Source organism: Burkholderia sp. Bp9004, assembly GCF_003858025.1.
Taxonomy (GTDB): domain Bacteria; phylum Pseudomonadota; class Gammaproteobacteria; order Burkholderiales; family Burkholderiaceae; genus Burkholderia; species Burkholderia diffusa.
Genome location: NZ_QTQD01000032.1, coordinates 1 through 16,235, shown reverse-complemented (window position 1 = coordinate 16,235; position 16,235 = coordinate 1). Strand labels below are relative to the sequence as shown.

Annotated in this window: 16 protein-coding genes; 2 read left to right on the top strand and 14 right to left on the bottom strand. The window is 67.2% G+C overall.

Features of this window, described 5'->3' with window-relative positions; translation table 11 throughout:
- Positions 1–2 precede the first annotated feature (2 nt).
- From DIE08_RS27980 to DIE08_RS27960, 5 genes are all read right to left on the bottom strand, one after another.
- Complete coding sequence (locus DIE08_RS27980) at positions 3–1,700, bottom strand: NAD(P)/FAD-dependent oxidoreductase (protein ID WP_124904785.1); 1,698 nt, start codon at positions 1,698–1,700, stop codon at positions 3–5.
- Positions 1,701–1,739: 39 nt separating this feature from the next.
- Positions 1,740–2,222, bottom strand: coding sequence for an aromatic-ring-hydroxylating dioxygenase subunit beta (locus DIE08_RS27975; RefSeq protein WP_124904783.1), 483 nt, complete (start codon positions 2,220–2,222; stop codon positions 1,740–1,742).
- Positions 2,200–3,546, bottom strand: coding sequence for an aromatic ring-hydroxylating dioxygenase subunit alpha (locus tag DIE08_RS27970; protein WP_124904781.1), 1,347 nt, complete (start codon positions 3,544–3,546; stop codon positions 2,200–2,202). The genes DIE08_RS27975 and DIE08_RS27970 overlap by 23 nt, the downstream gene beginning before the upstream one ends.
- A gap of 156 nt (positions 3,547–3,702) precedes the next feature.
- Positions 3,703–4,101, bottom strand: coding sequence for a DUF4440 domain-containing protein (locus tag DIE08_RS27965; protein ID WP_124904779.1), 399 nt, complete (start codon positions 4,099–4,101; stop codon positions 3,703–3,705).
- Between the two features lie 8 nt (positions 4,102–4,109).
- Positions 4,110–5,492, bottom strand: coding sequence for an MFS transporter (locus tag DIE08_RS27960; protein ID WP_124904777.1), 1,383 nt, complete (start codon positions 5,490–5,492; stop codon positions 4,110–4,112).
- A gap of 138 nt (positions 5,493–5,630) precedes the next feature.
- Here DIE08_RS27960 and DIE08_RS27955 point away from each other — a divergent pair, with 138 nt between their 5' ends.
- On the top strand, positions 5,631–6,536 hold the full coding sequence (locus DIE08_RS27955) for a LysR family transcriptional regulator (RefSeq protein WP_059524728.1): 906 nt from the start codon (positions 5,631–5,633) through the stop codon (positions 6,534–6,536).
- A 32-nt stretch (positions 6,537–6,568) separates the two neighbouring features.
- Here the strand turns inward: DIE08_RS27955 and iaaH are convergent, their stop codons facing one another.
- The 6 genes from iaaH to DIE08_RS27925 form a co-directional block, all read right to left on the bottom strand.
- Complete coding sequence (iaaH, locus tag DIE08_RS27950; protein ID WP_124904775.1) at positions 6,569–7,990, bottom strand: indoleacetamide hydrolase; 1,422 nt, start codon at positions 7,988–7,990, stop codon at positions 6,569–6,571.
- A 122-nt stretch (positions 7,991–8,112) separates the two neighbouring features.
- Positions 8,113–9,630 carry an amino acid permease gene (locus DIE08_RS27945; protein WP_124904773.1) on the bottom strand — a complete coding sequence of 506 codons (1,518 nt, stop codon included), beginning with the start codon at positions 9,628–9,630 and terminating at the stop codon, positions 8,113–8,115.
- 111 nt (positions 9,631–9,741) lie between these two features.
- Positions 9,742–10,206, bottom strand: a complete 465-nt coding sequence (locus DIE08_RS27940; RefSeq protein WP_059524722.1) for an Lrp/AsnC family transcriptional regulator — start codon at positions 10,204–10,206, stop codon at positions 9,742–9,744.
- A 101-nt stretch (positions 10,207–10,307) separates the two neighbouring features.
- Complete coding sequence (locus DIE08_RS27935; RefSeq protein ID WP_124904771.1) at positions 10,308–11,066, bottom strand: dimethylarginine dimethylaminohydrolase family protein; 759 nt, start codon at positions 11,064–11,066, stop codon at positions 10,308–10,310.
- Positions 11,067–11,294: 228 nt separating this feature from the next.
- The gene (locus tag DIE08_RS27930; protein WP_124904769.1) at positions 11,295–12,548 is read right to left on the bottom strand and encodes a DUF1479 domain-containing protein; all 1,254 of its coding nucleotides are present in this window, start codon (positions 12,546–12,548) and stop codon (positions 11,295–11,297) included.
- Positions 12,549–12,660: 112 nt separating this feature from the next.
- Positions 12,661–13,050, bottom strand: a complete 390-nt coding sequence (locus tag DIE08_RS27925) for a VOC family protein (protein ID WP_124904767.1) — start codon at positions 13,048–13,050, stop codon at positions 12,661–12,663.
- A gap of 72 nt (positions 13,051–13,122) precedes the next feature.
- Between DIE08_RS27925 and DIE08_RS27920 the strand changes: the two genes are divergently transcribed.
- Entirely contained in the window at positions 13,123–14,088 is a 966-nt protein-coding gene (locus tag DIE08_RS27920; protein ID WP_124904765.1) for an AraC family transcriptional regulator, read from the top strand.
- Between the two features lie 91 nt (positions 14,089–14,179).
- Here DIE08_RS27920 and gltA read toward each other — a convergent pair whose 3' ends face one another.
- The 3 genes from gltA to DIE08_RS27905 all read right to left on the bottom strand — a co-directional run.
- A complete protein-coding gene (gene gltA / locus DIE08_RS27915) occupies positions 14,180–15,481 on the bottom strand; it encodes a citrate synthase (protein ID WP_050011289.1) in 1,302 nt (433 codons plus the stop codon).
- Positions 15,482–15,534: 53 nt separating this feature from the next.
- Positions 15,535–15,807, bottom strand: a complete 273-nt coding sequence (locus DIE08_RS27910) for a succinate dehydrogenase assembly factor 2 (protein ID WP_011355742.1) — start codon at positions 15,805–15,807, stop codon at positions 15,535–15,537.
- An 8-nt stretch (positions 15,808–15,815) separates the two neighbouring features.
- Positions 15,816–16,235 (bottom strand): succinate dehydrogenase iron-sulfur subunit (locus tag DIE08_RS27905; protein WP_148096085.1); only part of this gene is annotated, 420 nt, incomplete at its 5' end.

Below are 16,235 nucleotides of genomic sequence, written 5' to 3'. Positions count from 1 at the left end.
CGTCAGTCGCCGTAGCGATAGCGGCTGCGCATCGCGTCGAGCGGATTGCCGTCGGCGAGCGTCCCGCCGAGACTGCGGATCACCGCGCTCGCCGCGTTGATCGCGGTCTGCACCGCGCCCTCGATCCAGCCGCCCGTGAACGAGCAGCAGCAGCCGGCCAGGTAGATGCCTCGGTCCGACGACGGATCGGCGGCCGTCTGGAACTGATAGAACAGCGCCTGCGAGTGAATGTCCTCGCCCGGATAGTTCAACTTGAATGCCCCGAGCGCATAGCGGTCCGACAACCAGTCGTGGCTCGTGACGTTGCGCGCGTAATCGTCGTCGAGCGGACGCAAGTGTGCGGCGAACGCCGGCGAAACAATGCCGATCTCGGCCACGAGACGCTTGAACCGCTCGACCTTGTCGGTGAGCGACAGGATCTTGTGCGAATCGTCCTCCCACGTGTAGCTGATCAGCACGACGCCGTGCGCGTCGGGATCGTCGGGCGCGTAGTCGAGACAGTAGATGCCGCGCGCCAGCGTGTCCGTCTGAATGTTGTGCGGCAGCCCGTGCTTGAGCCAGAACTTGTCGCGGGTCAGCACGAACAGCTTCGACGAGCTGACCATGTGCGTCTCGTTGATCGCGCGAACGACGTCCGGTGCGAACAGGTTCGCGATGCCGGTGATGCCCATGCCGACCTGCATCGCCCGCGTCGTGGTCGCGACGATCACGCGGTCGAATATGTGCGTCGCGCCGTCGTCGAGCGTGAGCGCAAAGGTGTCGTCCGGCTGCTTCGCCACGTGCCGCACGGCCGCATGGACGATGCAATCGCGTACCCGCACGCCGTGCCCGCCATCGTCGAGCAGTCCCTGCGCGAGCGCGAAGATGCCGGCCGGGATAAGTCGCTGGTCGACTTCGAGCTCGTTGACCACGATCCGCAGGATTTCGAGGAACGATGCGCGATAGACCGGCTGGAAGCCGCCCGAGCCGATGCCGAGCGTGCCGAACAGGCGCAGGTCCTCGCCCTTGCGCCAGCGCGCGCCGCCCGGCGGCGTCGCGCCCGTGAAGATCTTGACGATCGCCGAGTAGAACGACTCGTCGCCGAATCGGTCGATGTACTGCTGCCAGCCATGCCGCGCGTCGTCGTAGCGATGCGCGCGCAGCAGCGCTGTCAGTTCGGCCGGGGCGGGCAGCTGCGTGCCGTCGTCGAGCCGCACGCCGTCGCGAATGAACGCGCGCCAGCCGCGGTCGACGCGATAGAACAGCGCGGGAGGCGCATCGCCCGCGGGCCAGCGGTACGCACGGCCCTGATAGTGGATCTCGGTGTCGACGATGCCCGGATCGGGAAACGCGGAAGCACTGTCGACGCCGAATCGCTCGAGATAGTGGTAGAGCGCGGCCTGCGACGGCGGGAAACGCATCGCGCCCATTTCGGCGAGCAGGTGCGGATGGTCCGGATTGATCGACTGCGACAGCAGGCGCCCGCCCACGCGCGCGCGGTTCGCCTCGAACACGACGACCTGCCGTGCACCCGCGCGCAGCAGCTCGCAGGCGGCGACGAGACCGCCGACGCCCGCGCCGACGATCGCGATCCGCGCGTCGCGTGCGCACTGCGCCGGCAGCGTGCCGAGGTGCCCGCCGGTGCGCGACAGGAAGGCGCCGTAGTCGTACAGCGTGTCGATGTACGGCAACGTGTGCGTCAGGAATTCAGGAGCATTCATGTGGTCGGGAACGAAAAAGGACGTGCTGGCCGCACGCGGTCAGACAGGCAGGTGGATGCTGCCGTGCGGCGCGTCGGCATTGACGAGATCGACACGCTTCACGCGGATGCGCAATGTGTCGTCGCATACCGCGAGTTCGTGCGTGTACCAGCCGGCGAACAGCGTCTGCTCGTCGCGTCGCGTTTCGACGTAGTGAAACGGCGTGCGCAGCACATAGGCGCCGCGCCCGTGGTCGGCCCGATCGACATGCGGCTGCTGGAGCAGATGATGACCGCGACTCGCCGGCTGCTGCGAGAACGTCCGGCGCCCGGCCAGCCGCTCGATGCGGATGCGCAGCAGCAGCCGATCCTCGTCCATCAGCGCGCCGTGCAGCCCGGTGTCGGGCTGATCCGGCGACAGCGGCATCCAGTAACGCGCGTCGTCCGCGTAGAGCGCGAGCCATTCCTCATAGCGCCGCTCGTCGAGCAAGCGTGCCTCGCGATAGACGAACGCGACGAGCTCATCGTGCGGAAATGCGCGCATCTGCGGCCTCCTGCGTCGATACGGGCGCGATGTACTGCAGCCATGCCCGGAACTGATTGCGGATCTGCTGCTCGCTGGTGCCGTTCGTTTCCGACGTCGGCTGCACGAATTCCTGGGGATCGAACAGCCGCCCGACATGCACCCAGTCGCGCGCCTGCGTGGCGAGGCCGCGCTGTGCGCGTTCGTACATTTCGAGATCGTCGTGCGCGACGATCGACGTCGGCGCGTTGATGAGGCGGTTGTAGGCGAGCGTGCGCTCGAACAGCGAATCGGGCGCGCCGACGAGACGAAACGACCACGACTCCACCAGCGTGCGGTCGACCGCCAGCGGCTTGAATACGCGCAGGATCTGGATCGGCCCTTTCACCATCGCATTCGGAAACAGCACCGTGTTGTGACGCACCTCGCCCAGAATCCGCGCGGCGCGCGCTTCGCCGTAGGCCGCGGTCATCTTCTCGTGATAGCCGGGAATCGGCGTGTAGCGCGCGTGAATCGAATCGGCGGTGCCGGTGTGACCATGTCCGTTGGGCCATACGCGCAACCCCATCTGCTCGAAGAACGCGTGCGGCTGGATGAACGGCTCCAGCAGCTCGACCGCCATCGGCTTCGCCTGCTGCGTGCTGTCACGCTCCCACACGCGCACGGCCGTGCCGGCCGACGACTCGTGCGCGACCATCGGATGACAGGTGTCGGTCTGATTCTCGACCAGCATCTTCCAGTTGCATCCGTGCACGTAGCGGAACACGCCGCCCGCGACTTCCACGCGCCCTTCCGGCGAACGATCGACGAGGTTGTCGAGCGACGACAGCGCGTTGCCGAAGTACGCATCGAAATCGACACCGGACTGACTGAGGCGGCAGAACACGAAACCGCGATGCTCATGGCTCGCGCCGACCGCCTGCATGCCCTTGCTCGCCTCGCACGATTCGAAGCCCGTGTTTTCGTAGCCGCGCCGCAGCGGAATCGCGTAGAGGCTGCCGTCGGTCCGGTACGACCATGCGTGGTACGGGCACCGGAAGAATGTGCCCGTGTTGCCGCAGGCATCCGTTACGAGCTGCGTGCCCTTGTGCGAGCAGCGGTTGTGCAGCACCCGCACCGAACCGTCGACGTGGCGCACCATCACGACCGGCTCGGCGCCGATCGTCGTCGTCACGTAGTCGCCCGTGGCCGGAATCTGGCTGACGTGGCCGACATAGACCCAGGTGTTCCAGAACAGATGGCGCATCTCCAGCTCGAAGATGCGCGGCGACAGATAAAGGTCCTTGTGCACCTCGGTATCGCGCACGAGCGAAGCCACCGCATCGGTGAACGATGGTGCCGTCATGCGCGCCCCCGACTGCGGACGCGATGCGGCCGCGCGTCCTCGCGACGCGCAATGTCGATTGCTTTTATTGTCATCTCTCAGGTTCTGGTTGGTATGCCGCTCGGAGGAGCGTGTGCCTGCCGCCGCGCGACGGGCGGCAGGCGTTACGGGTAACGGTCAGCCCGTCACCGGCGTCTCATGCAGGCGCAGCCAGCCGATGCGGCCATCCGTGTCGCGCTCGAACACGACGGTCGAACGGCGCACGGTTCGCCGCCCTGCTGCGTCGGTCTGCGTCTCGCGATAGGCGATCGTCGCGCCATCCTGCCACGCGCTCACTTCGTGCAGTTCGTCGATCGCGATCCGCAGGCCGGGCCGCGCGCCGAAGCCGCGCGAGAACAGGATGTCGATATCCGCGTAGTCGAGCGCATGCCCGTGCAGCGAGATCATCGAGAAGTCCCGCGAAAAGCGCGCGAGCAGCGGCGCGAGCCCGTCGCGCGCCGCGCTGCCGGACAACCATTGCTCGATGTCGACGTGTGCGTCGACCACTTCCTGGAAAAACGGGTTTGTCGAATTCATCTCGAAACTCACGAACGTTGAGAAGCCGCACGCCCGGCGGGCGCACGGTGCGCGGCGAGGCGCGCGACGAACGGCAGCGGCAGCAGCGTCGCCAGGGTGGCCAGGCCGAAACATTGCCGGTACGGCAGCGGCCCGTCGTCCCCGTGCATCGACAGCAGGAAGTTCAACGCGCTGCCCAGCACCGCGACGCCGAGGCAGAAGCTCAGTTGCCGGTTGATGTTCCAGAGCGCGCTCGCGTCGCCCATTCGCGCGGCGGGGACATCCAGAAACGCCGCGCTTTGCGACGTGCTCGTGCACATGCTGGCGCCAAGCCCCATCGCGACGAACGCGAGCACGCGCCCGGCCTCGAAACCGGCAAGCGGAGTCGCGAGCAACACGATCCCAAGCGCGTCGATCGCGATCCCGCACATGAACAGCGGCTTCGGCCCCCACTTCGGGAAACAGCGGCGCGTCGTCGCGATCGCGACGAACGACGCGATCGCCCACGGCACCATCAGCGCGCCCGTGTGCGTCGCGCTGAGCCCGAGCGCGTTCTGCAGATACAGGGCGGCGACGAGGTTCACGCCGGTGAACACGCCCGGCACGCACAGGTAGACGATCAGCCCGATCCGCAGCAGCGGCTGCGCAACCAGGCGCAGGTCGAGCAGCGGCGCAGCAGACCGGCGCGCGTGCGCGGCATACGCACCGCCGGCGACGAGCGCGATCGCGAGCGCAACGAACGTGTCGCGACCCGCGCCCGGCTGTCCCGCGAACGTCAGGCCGAGCAGCAGCGCAACGAGCGCCACGACGCTCAGCCCGAGGCCGCGCACGTCGAGCGCCGGCGGGCTGCCATCCGGTTCGTCGGCCGGCAGCCACGCGAACGCGAGCATGCTCGTGACCGCGGCGAGCGGCAGCATGCCGAAGAAGATGGCCCGCCACGACACGCGATCCACGACCACGCCGCCCAGCGCCGGCGACAGCGCCGGCACGAGCAGCGCGACCATCATCACGATCGACGTCAGGTGCGCCCGCGCATCGGGCGGATACGCGCGATAGGCCATCGTCTGCCCGACCGGGATCAGCAGTCCGCCGCCGAGCCCCTGGATCAGCCGCCATGCCAGCAGTGCGCCGATCGACGCCGACAGGCCGACGCCGAGGCTGCCGAGCGCGAACAGCAGCAGCGACGCGATCAGCAGCCGGCGCTCGCCGAAGCGTCGCGCGAGCCACGTGCCGAGCGGGATCACGACCGTCAGCCCGAGCACGTACGTGTTGCCGATCCACGCCAGTTGCGCGATCGACGCGTGCAGCTCGCGCTGGATCGTCGGATAGGCGGCGTTGATGACGAACATGTTGGCGAGATCGATCGCGAACCCGAGCAGGTAGACGGCGGCGATTTTCGAGCGATCGGTCATGGCGGCGGAAAACGAACGAAACGCCGCAGTGTAAGGTTCGCCGCGCACGTCGATAAGCCCGGCCGGACGGCAAGACTGGTCGAAAAATTTTGACAATCAGGGCACCATGTCGGTTTTCCGTCTCGTATCCGACACGCCATGGTGAGTCTCGATCGTTTCGCCGTCTTCCGCGCCGTCGTGGAAGCAGGGTCGTTTACGGCCGCCGCCGCCCAGCTGAACCAGGCCCGGGCCGCGGTGAGCTTCAACATCAAGCAACTGGAAGCCGAGCTCGGCGTCACTCTGCTCACGCGCACCACGCGGCGCGTCGAGCTGACCGACGCGGGCGAGCGCTTCCATGCGCGCTGCCTGCGCGTGCTGGAGGAAGCCGAAAGCGCGATCGAGGATGCGCGCAGCGAGCATGGCGGGATGCACGGCGTGCTGCGAGTGACGTCGACCGTCGAGTACGGGACGATGGTCGTCGCCCCCGCGCTGCACACGTTCATGCAGCGGCATCCCGCGCTGCGCGTGCGGCTCGAAACGCATGCATCGCAGGTCGACCTGGTGCGCGAGCGCGTCGACGTGGCGATCCGGCTCGGTCGCCTCGAACAGTTCCAGGATCTGCCGTACCGCGGCGCGTGCCTCGCGACGTACGAAGTGCGACCCGTTATCGCGCCGTCACTGCTCGCCGCGGCCGGCCTGTCGCACATCGATTCGCCGGACACGCTCGCCCGGCTGCCGCAGCTCGGCCATACGCGGCTCGAGCGCATCGCCACGTGGCCGCTCGCCGATCGCGACGGCAACCCGCACGCGTTCCGGCCCGGTGCCAAGCCACGCGTCGTGGTCGACAACGCGTCGGTCCTGCGCGTGCTCGCGCGGCAGGGCAGCGGTGTCGCACTGCTGCCCGAATGGCTCGTGCGCGACGATCTCGCGAGCGGCGCGCTGGTCGATGCGCTCCCCGGCTACCGGTTTCCGCCGCAGGCGGTCTATGCGCTGTACCCGTCAACCCCGCACGTACCGCAGAAAGTACGTGCATGGGTCGACTTCATGAAGGCATATCTCGCCTGAACGCGGCGTGAACGTGGCAGGAGCGCGGCGACTCACGCGCGCGCCGCATCGTCCCGCAGCAGCGCATCGATCCGCCGGGCGATCGCGAGCAGACGGCGATCACCGCCCCATGGCCCTTCCAGCATCAGCCCGACCGGCAGCGCCGTTTGCGCGGAGCGTCCGGCCGGGATCGAGACGGACGGCACGCCGGCGAGCGTCGCTGGCGAAGTCTGGCGTACGACGCGCGCGAATAGCGCCGCATCCTGCGCAGCGGTCATCGCGGCCGTGTCGTCGAGCGACGGCGGCTCGCCCGGCACCGTGGGCATCGCGATGCAGTCGACCGGCGTATCGAACGCGTCGTCGTACCAGCGCACGAGACGCTGACGGCACGCGATCGCGTCCGCATAGGTCTGCGCATCGACCGGCGCGGACACGAACGAACGGAAGATCGCGCGCACGTCGTCGCTCGCGATCCGCTCGACGAACATGTCGAACGGGATGCCGAGCCGTTCCGTCGCGAAACGGCGCCAGTATCGGTTTGCCTCGTATCCCACGAGCGGAAAGCCGCATGCTTCGCTGGCGTCGTGCAGCGGCATCGCCGGCAACGGCACGAGCGTCGCGCCGGCCGCCGCGAACGACGCGAGCGCACGCTCGATGCAAGTAGCGACGCCCGGATCGAGCTCGTCGAAGTACGGTGCACCCGGCACGCCGATGCGCAACTGCGGCCATTCGGGTGCGGTCGCCGTGCTGTCGTCGCGCGTCAGCACCGCGTCGAGCAGCAGCAGATCGTCGATGCCATGACCGATCGGCCCCACCGTGTCGCGCGTGGGCGACAGCGACAGCACGCCGTGCGCCGAATAGCGCTGCGCGGACGGCCGCAATCCGTAGACACCGCAGAATGCGGCCGGAATCCGCACCGAGCCGCCCGTGTCGGTACCGAGACCGAACGGAATACCGGCCGCGACGGCCGCCGCCGTGCCGCCGCTCGACCCGCCGGCGATATGCCGCGGATCATGCGGATTGCCGACTGCGCCGAAGTGCCGGTTGCCGCTCGTGATGCCGAACGCGAGCTCATGCATGTTCGCCTTGCCGAGCGGCACCGCGCCGGCGTCAAGCAGGCGCCGCACGGTCAGCGCGTCCGCGGCCGCCTGGTAGCCTCGCACCGCCGGGCTCGCGCCGAGCGTCGGCATCCCGGCGGTATCGAGGTTGTCCTTGATCACGAAAGGCACGCCGGCAAGCGGCAGCGCGGCGCCTTGAGCGACGCGCGCATCGACGTGCTCGGCCGTGCGGCGCGCGAGTTCGCCATCGACGTGCACCATCGCATTGAGCGGCGCGATCGCCGCGAGACGCGCGAGCGCGTCGTCGGCGAGGTCGACAGCGCGGCGCTCGGCCGTGCGCACGGCATCGGCAAGCTCGTGCACGCAGGCGGCGGAAACGAATGAAGGGGAAGAAACGCGGGTCGGCTGTGTTGTCATGTTGTGTGCTGGACGCGGAATCGATCGGGAAACGCGCAACGTGCCGGAGGCCCTCTCCGACACGCTGCGCGAACGCGATGGTATCCCGGCCCGCGGCCGCACGCACACGATGCGCCGCGCGCCTACCGCTCGCGCGTTTCCTCCGCGTCGCCGACCGGGCGCGTCAGCCACGGCCCGATCTCCATCTCCTCGTACCGCACGAGCCGGCTCTTGCGCGCGCGGCGATACGCCCACCAGATCGCGACGAACAGCGGGATCCATACATAGATCGACAACACTTCCATCCAGTCGATGCGGGCGGCGAAGAACGCCTGGTAATCCTGCCCGAGCGAGATCACGATGCAGATCGCGATCGCGAACAGCGGCCCGAACGGGAACCACTTCGCGCGATACGGCAGTTGATCGAGCCGGTAGCCCTGCTTCAGAAAGCCCTTGCGGAACCGGTAGTGGCAGACTGCGATGCCGAGCCACGCGATGAAGCCGGTGATGCCGACCGTATTGAGCAGCCACAGATAGATGCGCTGGTTGTTGGTCAGCGACGTGAGGAAGCACAGCCCGCCCACCGCCATCGTCGCGTAAAGCGCGTTGCGCGGCACGCCGCCCGGCGACAGCGTCGCGAACATCGCGGGCGCACGGCCTTCCGCCGCGAGGTTGTACAGCATCCGCGTGGCCGCATACGTGCCGGAGTTGCCTGCCGACAGCACGGCCGTCAGGATCACGAGGTTCATCGCGCCCGCGGCGAGCGGAAAGCCTGCATGGCTGAACACGAGCGTGAACGGGCTCACGCCGATGTCGGTCACGTCGCTCTTCAGCAGGTTCGGGTCGGTGTACGGCACCAGCAGGCCGATCACGAAGATCGCGAGCACGTAGAACAGCATGATCCGCCAGAAGATCTGCTTCACCGCGCGCGGGATCGTCTTGCGCGGGTTTTCCGATTCGCCGGCCGTGATCCCGACCAGCTCGGTGCCGAGAAACGAGAAGCCCGCGATCAGCGCGACGCTCATCATCGCGTGCACGCCGCCGACGAACGGCGCATCACCGGTCCTGAAGTTGCGCCAGCCGACCGGATGCCCGTTGCCGAGCAGGCCCGCCGCGATCAGCAACCCCGCCGCGATGAACGCGATCACGGTGACGACCTTGATCAGCGAGAACCAGTATTCGGATTCACCGAAGCCGCGCACGGACAGCGTGTTCAGCAGGAAAATCAGCACCAGGAACCCCGCGCCCCACCAGATGCCCGGCACGGCTGGAAACCAGTAGCGCATCACGATCTGCCCGGCGACGAGTTCGATCGCGATCGTCACTGCCCAGCTGTACCAGTAGGTCCAGCCGAGCGCGACGCCGAAGCCTTCGTCGACGTACTTCTCGCCGTAGATCGCGAACGAGCCCGACACCGGCATCAGCGCCGCCATCTCGCCGAGCCCGGTGACGACGAAGTAGACCATCAGCCCGATCGCGACATACGCGGCGATCGCGCCGCCCGGCCCCGCCTGCGCGACCGACGCGCCCGACGCGACGAACAGCCCCGTGCCGATCGAGCCGCCGATCGCGATCATCGCGATGTGGCGGCTCTGCAGCCGGCGCTTCAGCGCCGTCCCGGACGGCGCGGCCGTCTCCACTGCCGCTTGCAAAGCATCCATAGTGTTCACCCTGATTGGATTCGGGCCGCTCCAATTGATTCGGAATACCAATCGATCGACCCGGTTATTCGCGTCGAAAACCAGTCCTGCACGCCGGGCCCCACGGCCGAGTCAGACGACGCTGCGCTTGATCGCCTGCAACTCGGCCGTCGTCACGATCTTCTCGATGCGGAACCGCTGACTCTCCAGCCACATGTTCGCGATCCGCCGGTATTCGTCGAGATCCTCGCATGCGAGCCGCACCAGAAAATCGAACGTGCCGCTGACGAGCCAGCAGTCGAGCACCGCCGGGTTGTTCCGCATCTCGTCCTCGAAAGGCGCCTGCGAACGCCCGTGGTCGGCCAGCACGATCTGCGCGATCACGACGATCGGCTTGGTCGCACGCGGCGCCTTGATCACCGCGCGATAGCCTTCGATCACGCCGAGCGCCTCGAGCCGCTCCACGCGGGCCTGGCATGGACGCGGCGTGAGGTTCACGAGCTCCGACAGCTTCCGGTACGAGATCCGTCCGTCGGTGCGCAGGATGTCGAGGATCCGGAGGTCGATCTTGTCGAGCTGCATCTTCTTGTCGGTCATCGGCGTTCGCTCCGGTCGGGTCGTGGCTGGTGCGCGGAGCATCTCCTCCAGTTCCGCGCGGGGGCCACATTATCCGGCTGAAGCGGCCGCGCGCCAATCGGCTAGAAGCGCAGCGACAGGCAGGTCAGGCCGCCGTCCATCTTGCGGAACTCGCTCGTGTCGATCACATGCAGCGGCAGTCCGAGCGAGCCGATCGCGTCGTGCACGCGCGGATAGCCGGCCGGTGTGATCAGCGTGCCGTTCACGCGCAACGTGTTGCCCGCGTATTCATCGGCGGCCGAGACGGCGATCCGGCGGTAGTCCGCGAACGCCGGATGCTCGGCCAGCGCCTCGGTCACGAGCAGCGTGTCGTCGCCGAGCGCGTTGACCACCGATTTCAGATGCAGGCCGGCGCCGACCGGCACCGCGACGACCGCATAGCCGTAGCGCGACACCAGCGACTCGAACGCGGCGATGCCCTCGGCATCGGTGCGGCCCGTCAGGCCGATGTAGAAGCGCTTGCCGACCTGCATCACGTCGCCGCCGTCGAGGCGGCCCGCCTGCATCGGCAGCAGATCGCGATGCGCGCCGAGCGCGGCTTCGATGTGTGCCGTCTCGCCGCGCCGTGCGGGTGCTCCGGGGCGCGTGATCACCGCGAATTCGGGGGTGACGACGGCGACGTCCTCGACGAAGTGCGAATCGGGGAACGCTTCCAGCGGCGGCAGTTCGGTCAGTTCGACGCCGAGGCCGCGCAGCGCGTCGCAGTAAGCGTGGAACTGCGTGAGCGTCTTGTCGTAGTCGGGCGCGCCGAGCGCGGCGGTGGTGAGACCCGCGCCGCAGGACGGCGCGGGACGGCGAACGATCGCTTGCGTGAATTGCATCGACTCCTCCATGATCACGCTCCCCCCGTGCGGCGCACGGGGCAGCTGCGTTGTGTCCGGACCATTATCGGAAGCCAAATTGCGCAATTCGCGTCGAATTCGGGCGTGCCCGCAGCCGATCGCGTCGAATTGCAGGCGGGACGCAGCGGATTCGGCAGACGGCTGGCGTGCGCGGCGCAAACGCGCCGTACGCGGGTAGCGGAGCGGCTGACTCGTCCGCTGCGTCCGTTATGCAGCGACAGGCACGAACCCCATTTGCGCACGCCCCAGCGCCGTCAGATTGCCCTCGCCGCCTCGTCCGTCGAAATCGACCTCGAAATGATCAGCCGGGAAATCGGGCGGGCTGTCGCCGCGCAGGAACGCGAGCCGCTGGCGCTGCAGGTACGCGTCATTCTTCGCGCAACCGGGCGCCGCCGCGATGTACATCACGTTGCTGTCGCCACTGCCGCGATGCGCATCCTCGACGGCATGCACGACGTCGCCGTGCCAGAACACCGCATCGCCCGGCTCCATGTGCGGGATCGGCACCAGCGCGTCGAGCAGCAGCGCATGCCATTCGGGCAAGATCGACAGCGCGCGCCCCGGACGCGCCCCGCACAGGTCGTCGTCGGCGACGTCGTCCTGCAGCGCACGCAGCACGACGTACGCCATTGCGTTCGAGACCGGGATCAGCTGCAGCGTGCCGTCGCCGGGCCCTTGCGGCGTCAGCGCGGTCCAACCCTGGAACGTGCGGAACATCGAGCACACGGCCGGCGACGGAATTTCCTCGACGTCGGGGCGGAACGCGGCGTCGAACGGATCGTAATCGCGCCAGCGGCCGGCCAGCACGTGGCGATAGACCTGCCGGAAATTCGCGCCGAGCCAGCGTTCGACCGAGCCGCCGTCGACATGCGGCGACAGTCCGAGCGACGTCGAGCCCGGCGGCCGGCGGCGGATCCGGTCCGCGTAGGCCGGCACCTGGTCGGGATCGAAATGCCTGCGCGGGCCGTCTGCATGACGCCACAGGCGGTTCAGGAACACGCGTGCCTGCGTGAGGGCCGGCGACTGGCGCGCGGCCACCTGCGGCTTCGACCAGTAGACACCGTAGATCTGCGGCTTGCCCGACGCGAGGTTGCCGAAATAACGGTCCTCGGCACGTGCATGCAGCCGCTCGGCGAAGCGGTTCGCATCGAGATAGGCGCCGATCTCGTCGTTCCAGTCGCGCGCCTGCTGCGCGTCGAACACACCGCGGATCACCGCCGCGCCATGCGTACGGATCGCGGCGATCGCCTGCGGATCGACGGTGTCGTTCGCGATATCCGCGAATCGCAGCACCGGAATCACGTCGCGGCCTTGCGCGTGCGCGCGGCGGATCGCGTCGACCTGCCGAGCGATGTCACCCTCCAGCTCGCGGAACGTGGCCGCGTAACCGGGCAAATCGGCGCGCAGCGCCCTTTTTGCCGTGCGGATCGCGGCCGGCAGATCGTCAATCGTCAGGTGCATCGTCGTCTCCTCGCTGAATCGTGTGTCGTGATGAGCATTCAGCGTACGGCCGACGCGTCGCCGTCATCGACACTATCCGGTCAACTATCGATACAATCCTGACAATCACTCGCTACTCGGGACGATGGCAGACCACGCACAGCTTGTTGCCGTCCGGGTCGCGGAAATACGCGCCGTAGTAGTCGGGGTGATAGTGCGGCCGCAGGCCCGGCGGCCCGTCGCAGGTGCCGCCCTGCTGCAGCGCGAGCGCATGACAGCGGTCGACCTGCGCGCGCGTCGGAGCGGCGAACGCGATCGTATGGCCGTTGCCCGGTTCGGGCGCGAGGCCGTCGAGGGGCGGGCCGAAGAAGAACAGCGGCCGGTCGGTATCGGCCGGCATCCAGCCCGACCAGCCGTCCGGCTCGCTGAACTTCAGACGCAGCCCGAGTTCCGCGAACAGCGGCGCGTAGAAGTCGTACGCGCGCGCGGTATCGCTGACGCCTACGCAAACATGTGAAAACATGGCATCGCTCCCGTCGTGACGATCGATCACGATCATGCCACGGCGCGTTGCCTCGCTCGACCGGAGATCGCGATGAAGCCGCAATACGAGCATGTGACGTTCGCCACCGGCTGTTCGATCCGCGTGTATCACCGCCAGCTCGCGCGCATCCCGTTCGAATGGCATCGCCACCCGGAATACGAACTGACGCTGACGCTCAACAGCCGCGGCCAGCGCTTCATCGGCGATCACGTCGCGCGCTACGCGGACGACGATCTGGTGCTCGTGCCGCCGAACCTGCCGCACACGTGGTCGTCAAATGCGCGCATCGATCGCGATGCGCCCGAGGTCGCGCTCGTCGTCTGGTTCGACGGCGACTGGGTGCGACGGCTCGCCGACTGCTGCCCCGAATACGCGCCGCTGCGCTCGCTGCTGCGGCGCGCGGCGCCGGGCCTGCGCTACGACACCAACACGGCCCGCGCGATGCGCGCACGGCTGCCGCAGTTGCTCGATCCCGCTCCGCGCGTAAGACTCGCGGCCGCGCTCGACACGCTCGCCGATCTCGCGGAAGCAGGCGGCGAGCCGCTCGCCACCGCGCATGCGTACGGCCGGCCCGACGGCACGACACCGCGCGCCGACGCGGCCGCGCCCGAAGCGGAGCGCCTTGATCGCGTGCTCGATGCGATCGACCGGCGCTTCCACGAACCGCTGCGCATCGATGCGCTCGCCGCTGCCGCGCACATGTCCGAGCGCACGTTGCAGCGCCTGTTTGTCCGGCATCTCGGCGAAAGCGTCGGCCGCTACGTTCAACGGCTCAGGCTCGCGCACGCGTGCCGTCATCTCGTCGGCACCGATTGGCCGATCACGACAGTGGCCGCGCGCTGCGGCATTCCGAATGCCGCGAACTTCAACCGCCAGTTCCTCGCCGCGCGCGGAATGACGCCGGGCGCGTACCGGCAGTTCTTCCTGCAGCACGGCCACGCGCCCGACGAAGACGCGCCGGCGCTCGACACGCGGCCGCCGTCGCTGGAGCGTCGCGCAAATCCGGCGCACAAATGAAAACACCCCGGCGGGATAAACCCACCGGGATGTCGGGGCGTTGCGATTGCCCGGCGCTAGCGGCCTTGCGGCCGTTCGCGCCGCGCACGACTTAACGTGCGTTGAGCGGCTTCGCTTCGCGCGGCGTGTCGCCGATGAACAGCTGACGCGGACGGCCGATCTTCTGTTCCGGATCCGCGATCATTTCGTTCCACTGTGCGATCCAGCCGACCGTACGTGCCATCGCGAAGATACACGTGAACATCGACGTCGGGATGCCCAGCGCGCGCTGGACGATACCCGAGTAGAAGTCGACGTTCGGGTACAGCTTGCGCGACACGAAGTATTCGTCTTCCAGCGCGATCTTCTCGAGCTGCATCGCGAGCTTGAACAGCGGGTCGTCGTGCAGGCCGAGTTCGTTCAGCACTTCGTAGCACGTTTCGCGCATCAGCTTCGCACGCGGGTCGTAGTTCTTGTACACGCGGTGACCGAAGCCCATCAGCTTCACGCCCGAATTCTTGTCCTTCACCTGCTTGATGAATTCGGGGATGTTGTCCGGCGAACCGATCTGCTCGAGCATGTTCAGCGCGGCTTCGTTCGCACCACCGTGCGCCGGGCCCCACAGACATGCGATACCGGCAGCGATACACGCGAACGGATTCGCGCCCGACGAGCCGGCCAGGCGGACCGTCGACGTCGATGCGTTCTGCTCGTGATCGGCGTGCAGGATCAAGATACGGTCGAGCGCGCGGACGAGCACGTCGTTGACCTTGTACTCTTCGCACGGGTTCGAGAACATCATGTGCATGAAGTTCGCGCTGTACGACAGTTCGTTCTTCGGATAAACGAACGGCTGACCAATGCTGAACTTGTACGCCATCGCGACGAGCGTCGGCAGCTTCGCGATCATGCGGATCGCCGACACTTCACGGTGACGCGGATCGTTGATGTCGAGCGAGTCGTGATAGAACGCCGACAGCGCGCCGACGGCCGCCACCAGCACCGCCATCGGGTGCGCGTCGCGGCGGAAGCCACGGAAGAAGAAGTGCATCTGCTCGTGCACCATCGTGTGCTTCGTGACGGTGTCGACGAATTCCTTCTTCTGCGCCGCGTTCGGCAGTTCGCCCTTCAGCAGCAGGTAGCAGGACTCGAGGAAGTCTGCGTTCTGCGCGAGGTTGTCGATCGGGTAGCCGCGGTACAGCAGTTCGCCCTTGTCGCCGTCGATGTACGTGATCGCCGAATTACAAGCTGCCGTCGACATGAAGCCCGGGTCGTACGTGAACTTACCGGTCTGGCCGTACAGCTTGCGGATGTCGATCACGTCCGGGCCCATCGTACCCTTGTAGATCGGCATTTCGACGCTCGGCGAGTTGTCGCTGAACGATAGCGTGGCTTTAACATCAGACGGAGTCATGGCACATCCTCAATCGAAATAAAGAAACGGGATTCGATAACGGGCGTAACGCGTTACACGTTGCGCAGCATCTCCAACAGCCGGTGAATGTCCGGGCTGTCTAGGTCGCCTTCTGGTTCCTTGCGCGCGAGGAGCAAGTCCATCAGGTCGTTGTCGCTCAGATCGAGCAGGCGCGACAACGCGCCTACGTCTGCATCGGTGAGGTCATGCTCGTATCTGCTGAAGAAACGCTCGAAGATGATGTCGTTTTCCAGCAGACCCCGCCGCGCGCGCCAGCGGAGGCGCGCGCGACGGTGCGGGTCGGATTGATGCGAATCGTCGCTCATCACAAACGTCAAACCGCGCGACGGACCATCAGTTCCTTGATCTTGCCGATCGCCTTCGTCGGGTTCAGGCCCTTCGGGCAAACGTCGACGCAGTTCATGATCGTGTGGCAACGGAACAGACGGTACGGGTCTTCCAGGTTGTCGAGGCGCTCGCCGGTGGCCGTGTCGCGGCTATCCGCGATGAAGCGGTAAGCCTGCAGCAGGCCGGCCGGGCCGACGAACTTGTCCGGGTTCCACCAGAAGCTCGGGCACGACGTCGAGCAACTCGCGCACAGAATGCACTCGTACACGCCGTCGAGCTCGTCGCGCTCTTCCGGCGACTGCAGGCGTTCCTTCTCCGGCGGCGGCGCATCGTTGATCAGGTACGGCTTGATCGAGTGATACTGGTTGAAGAAGTGCGTCATGTCGACGATCAGGTCGCGCACGAC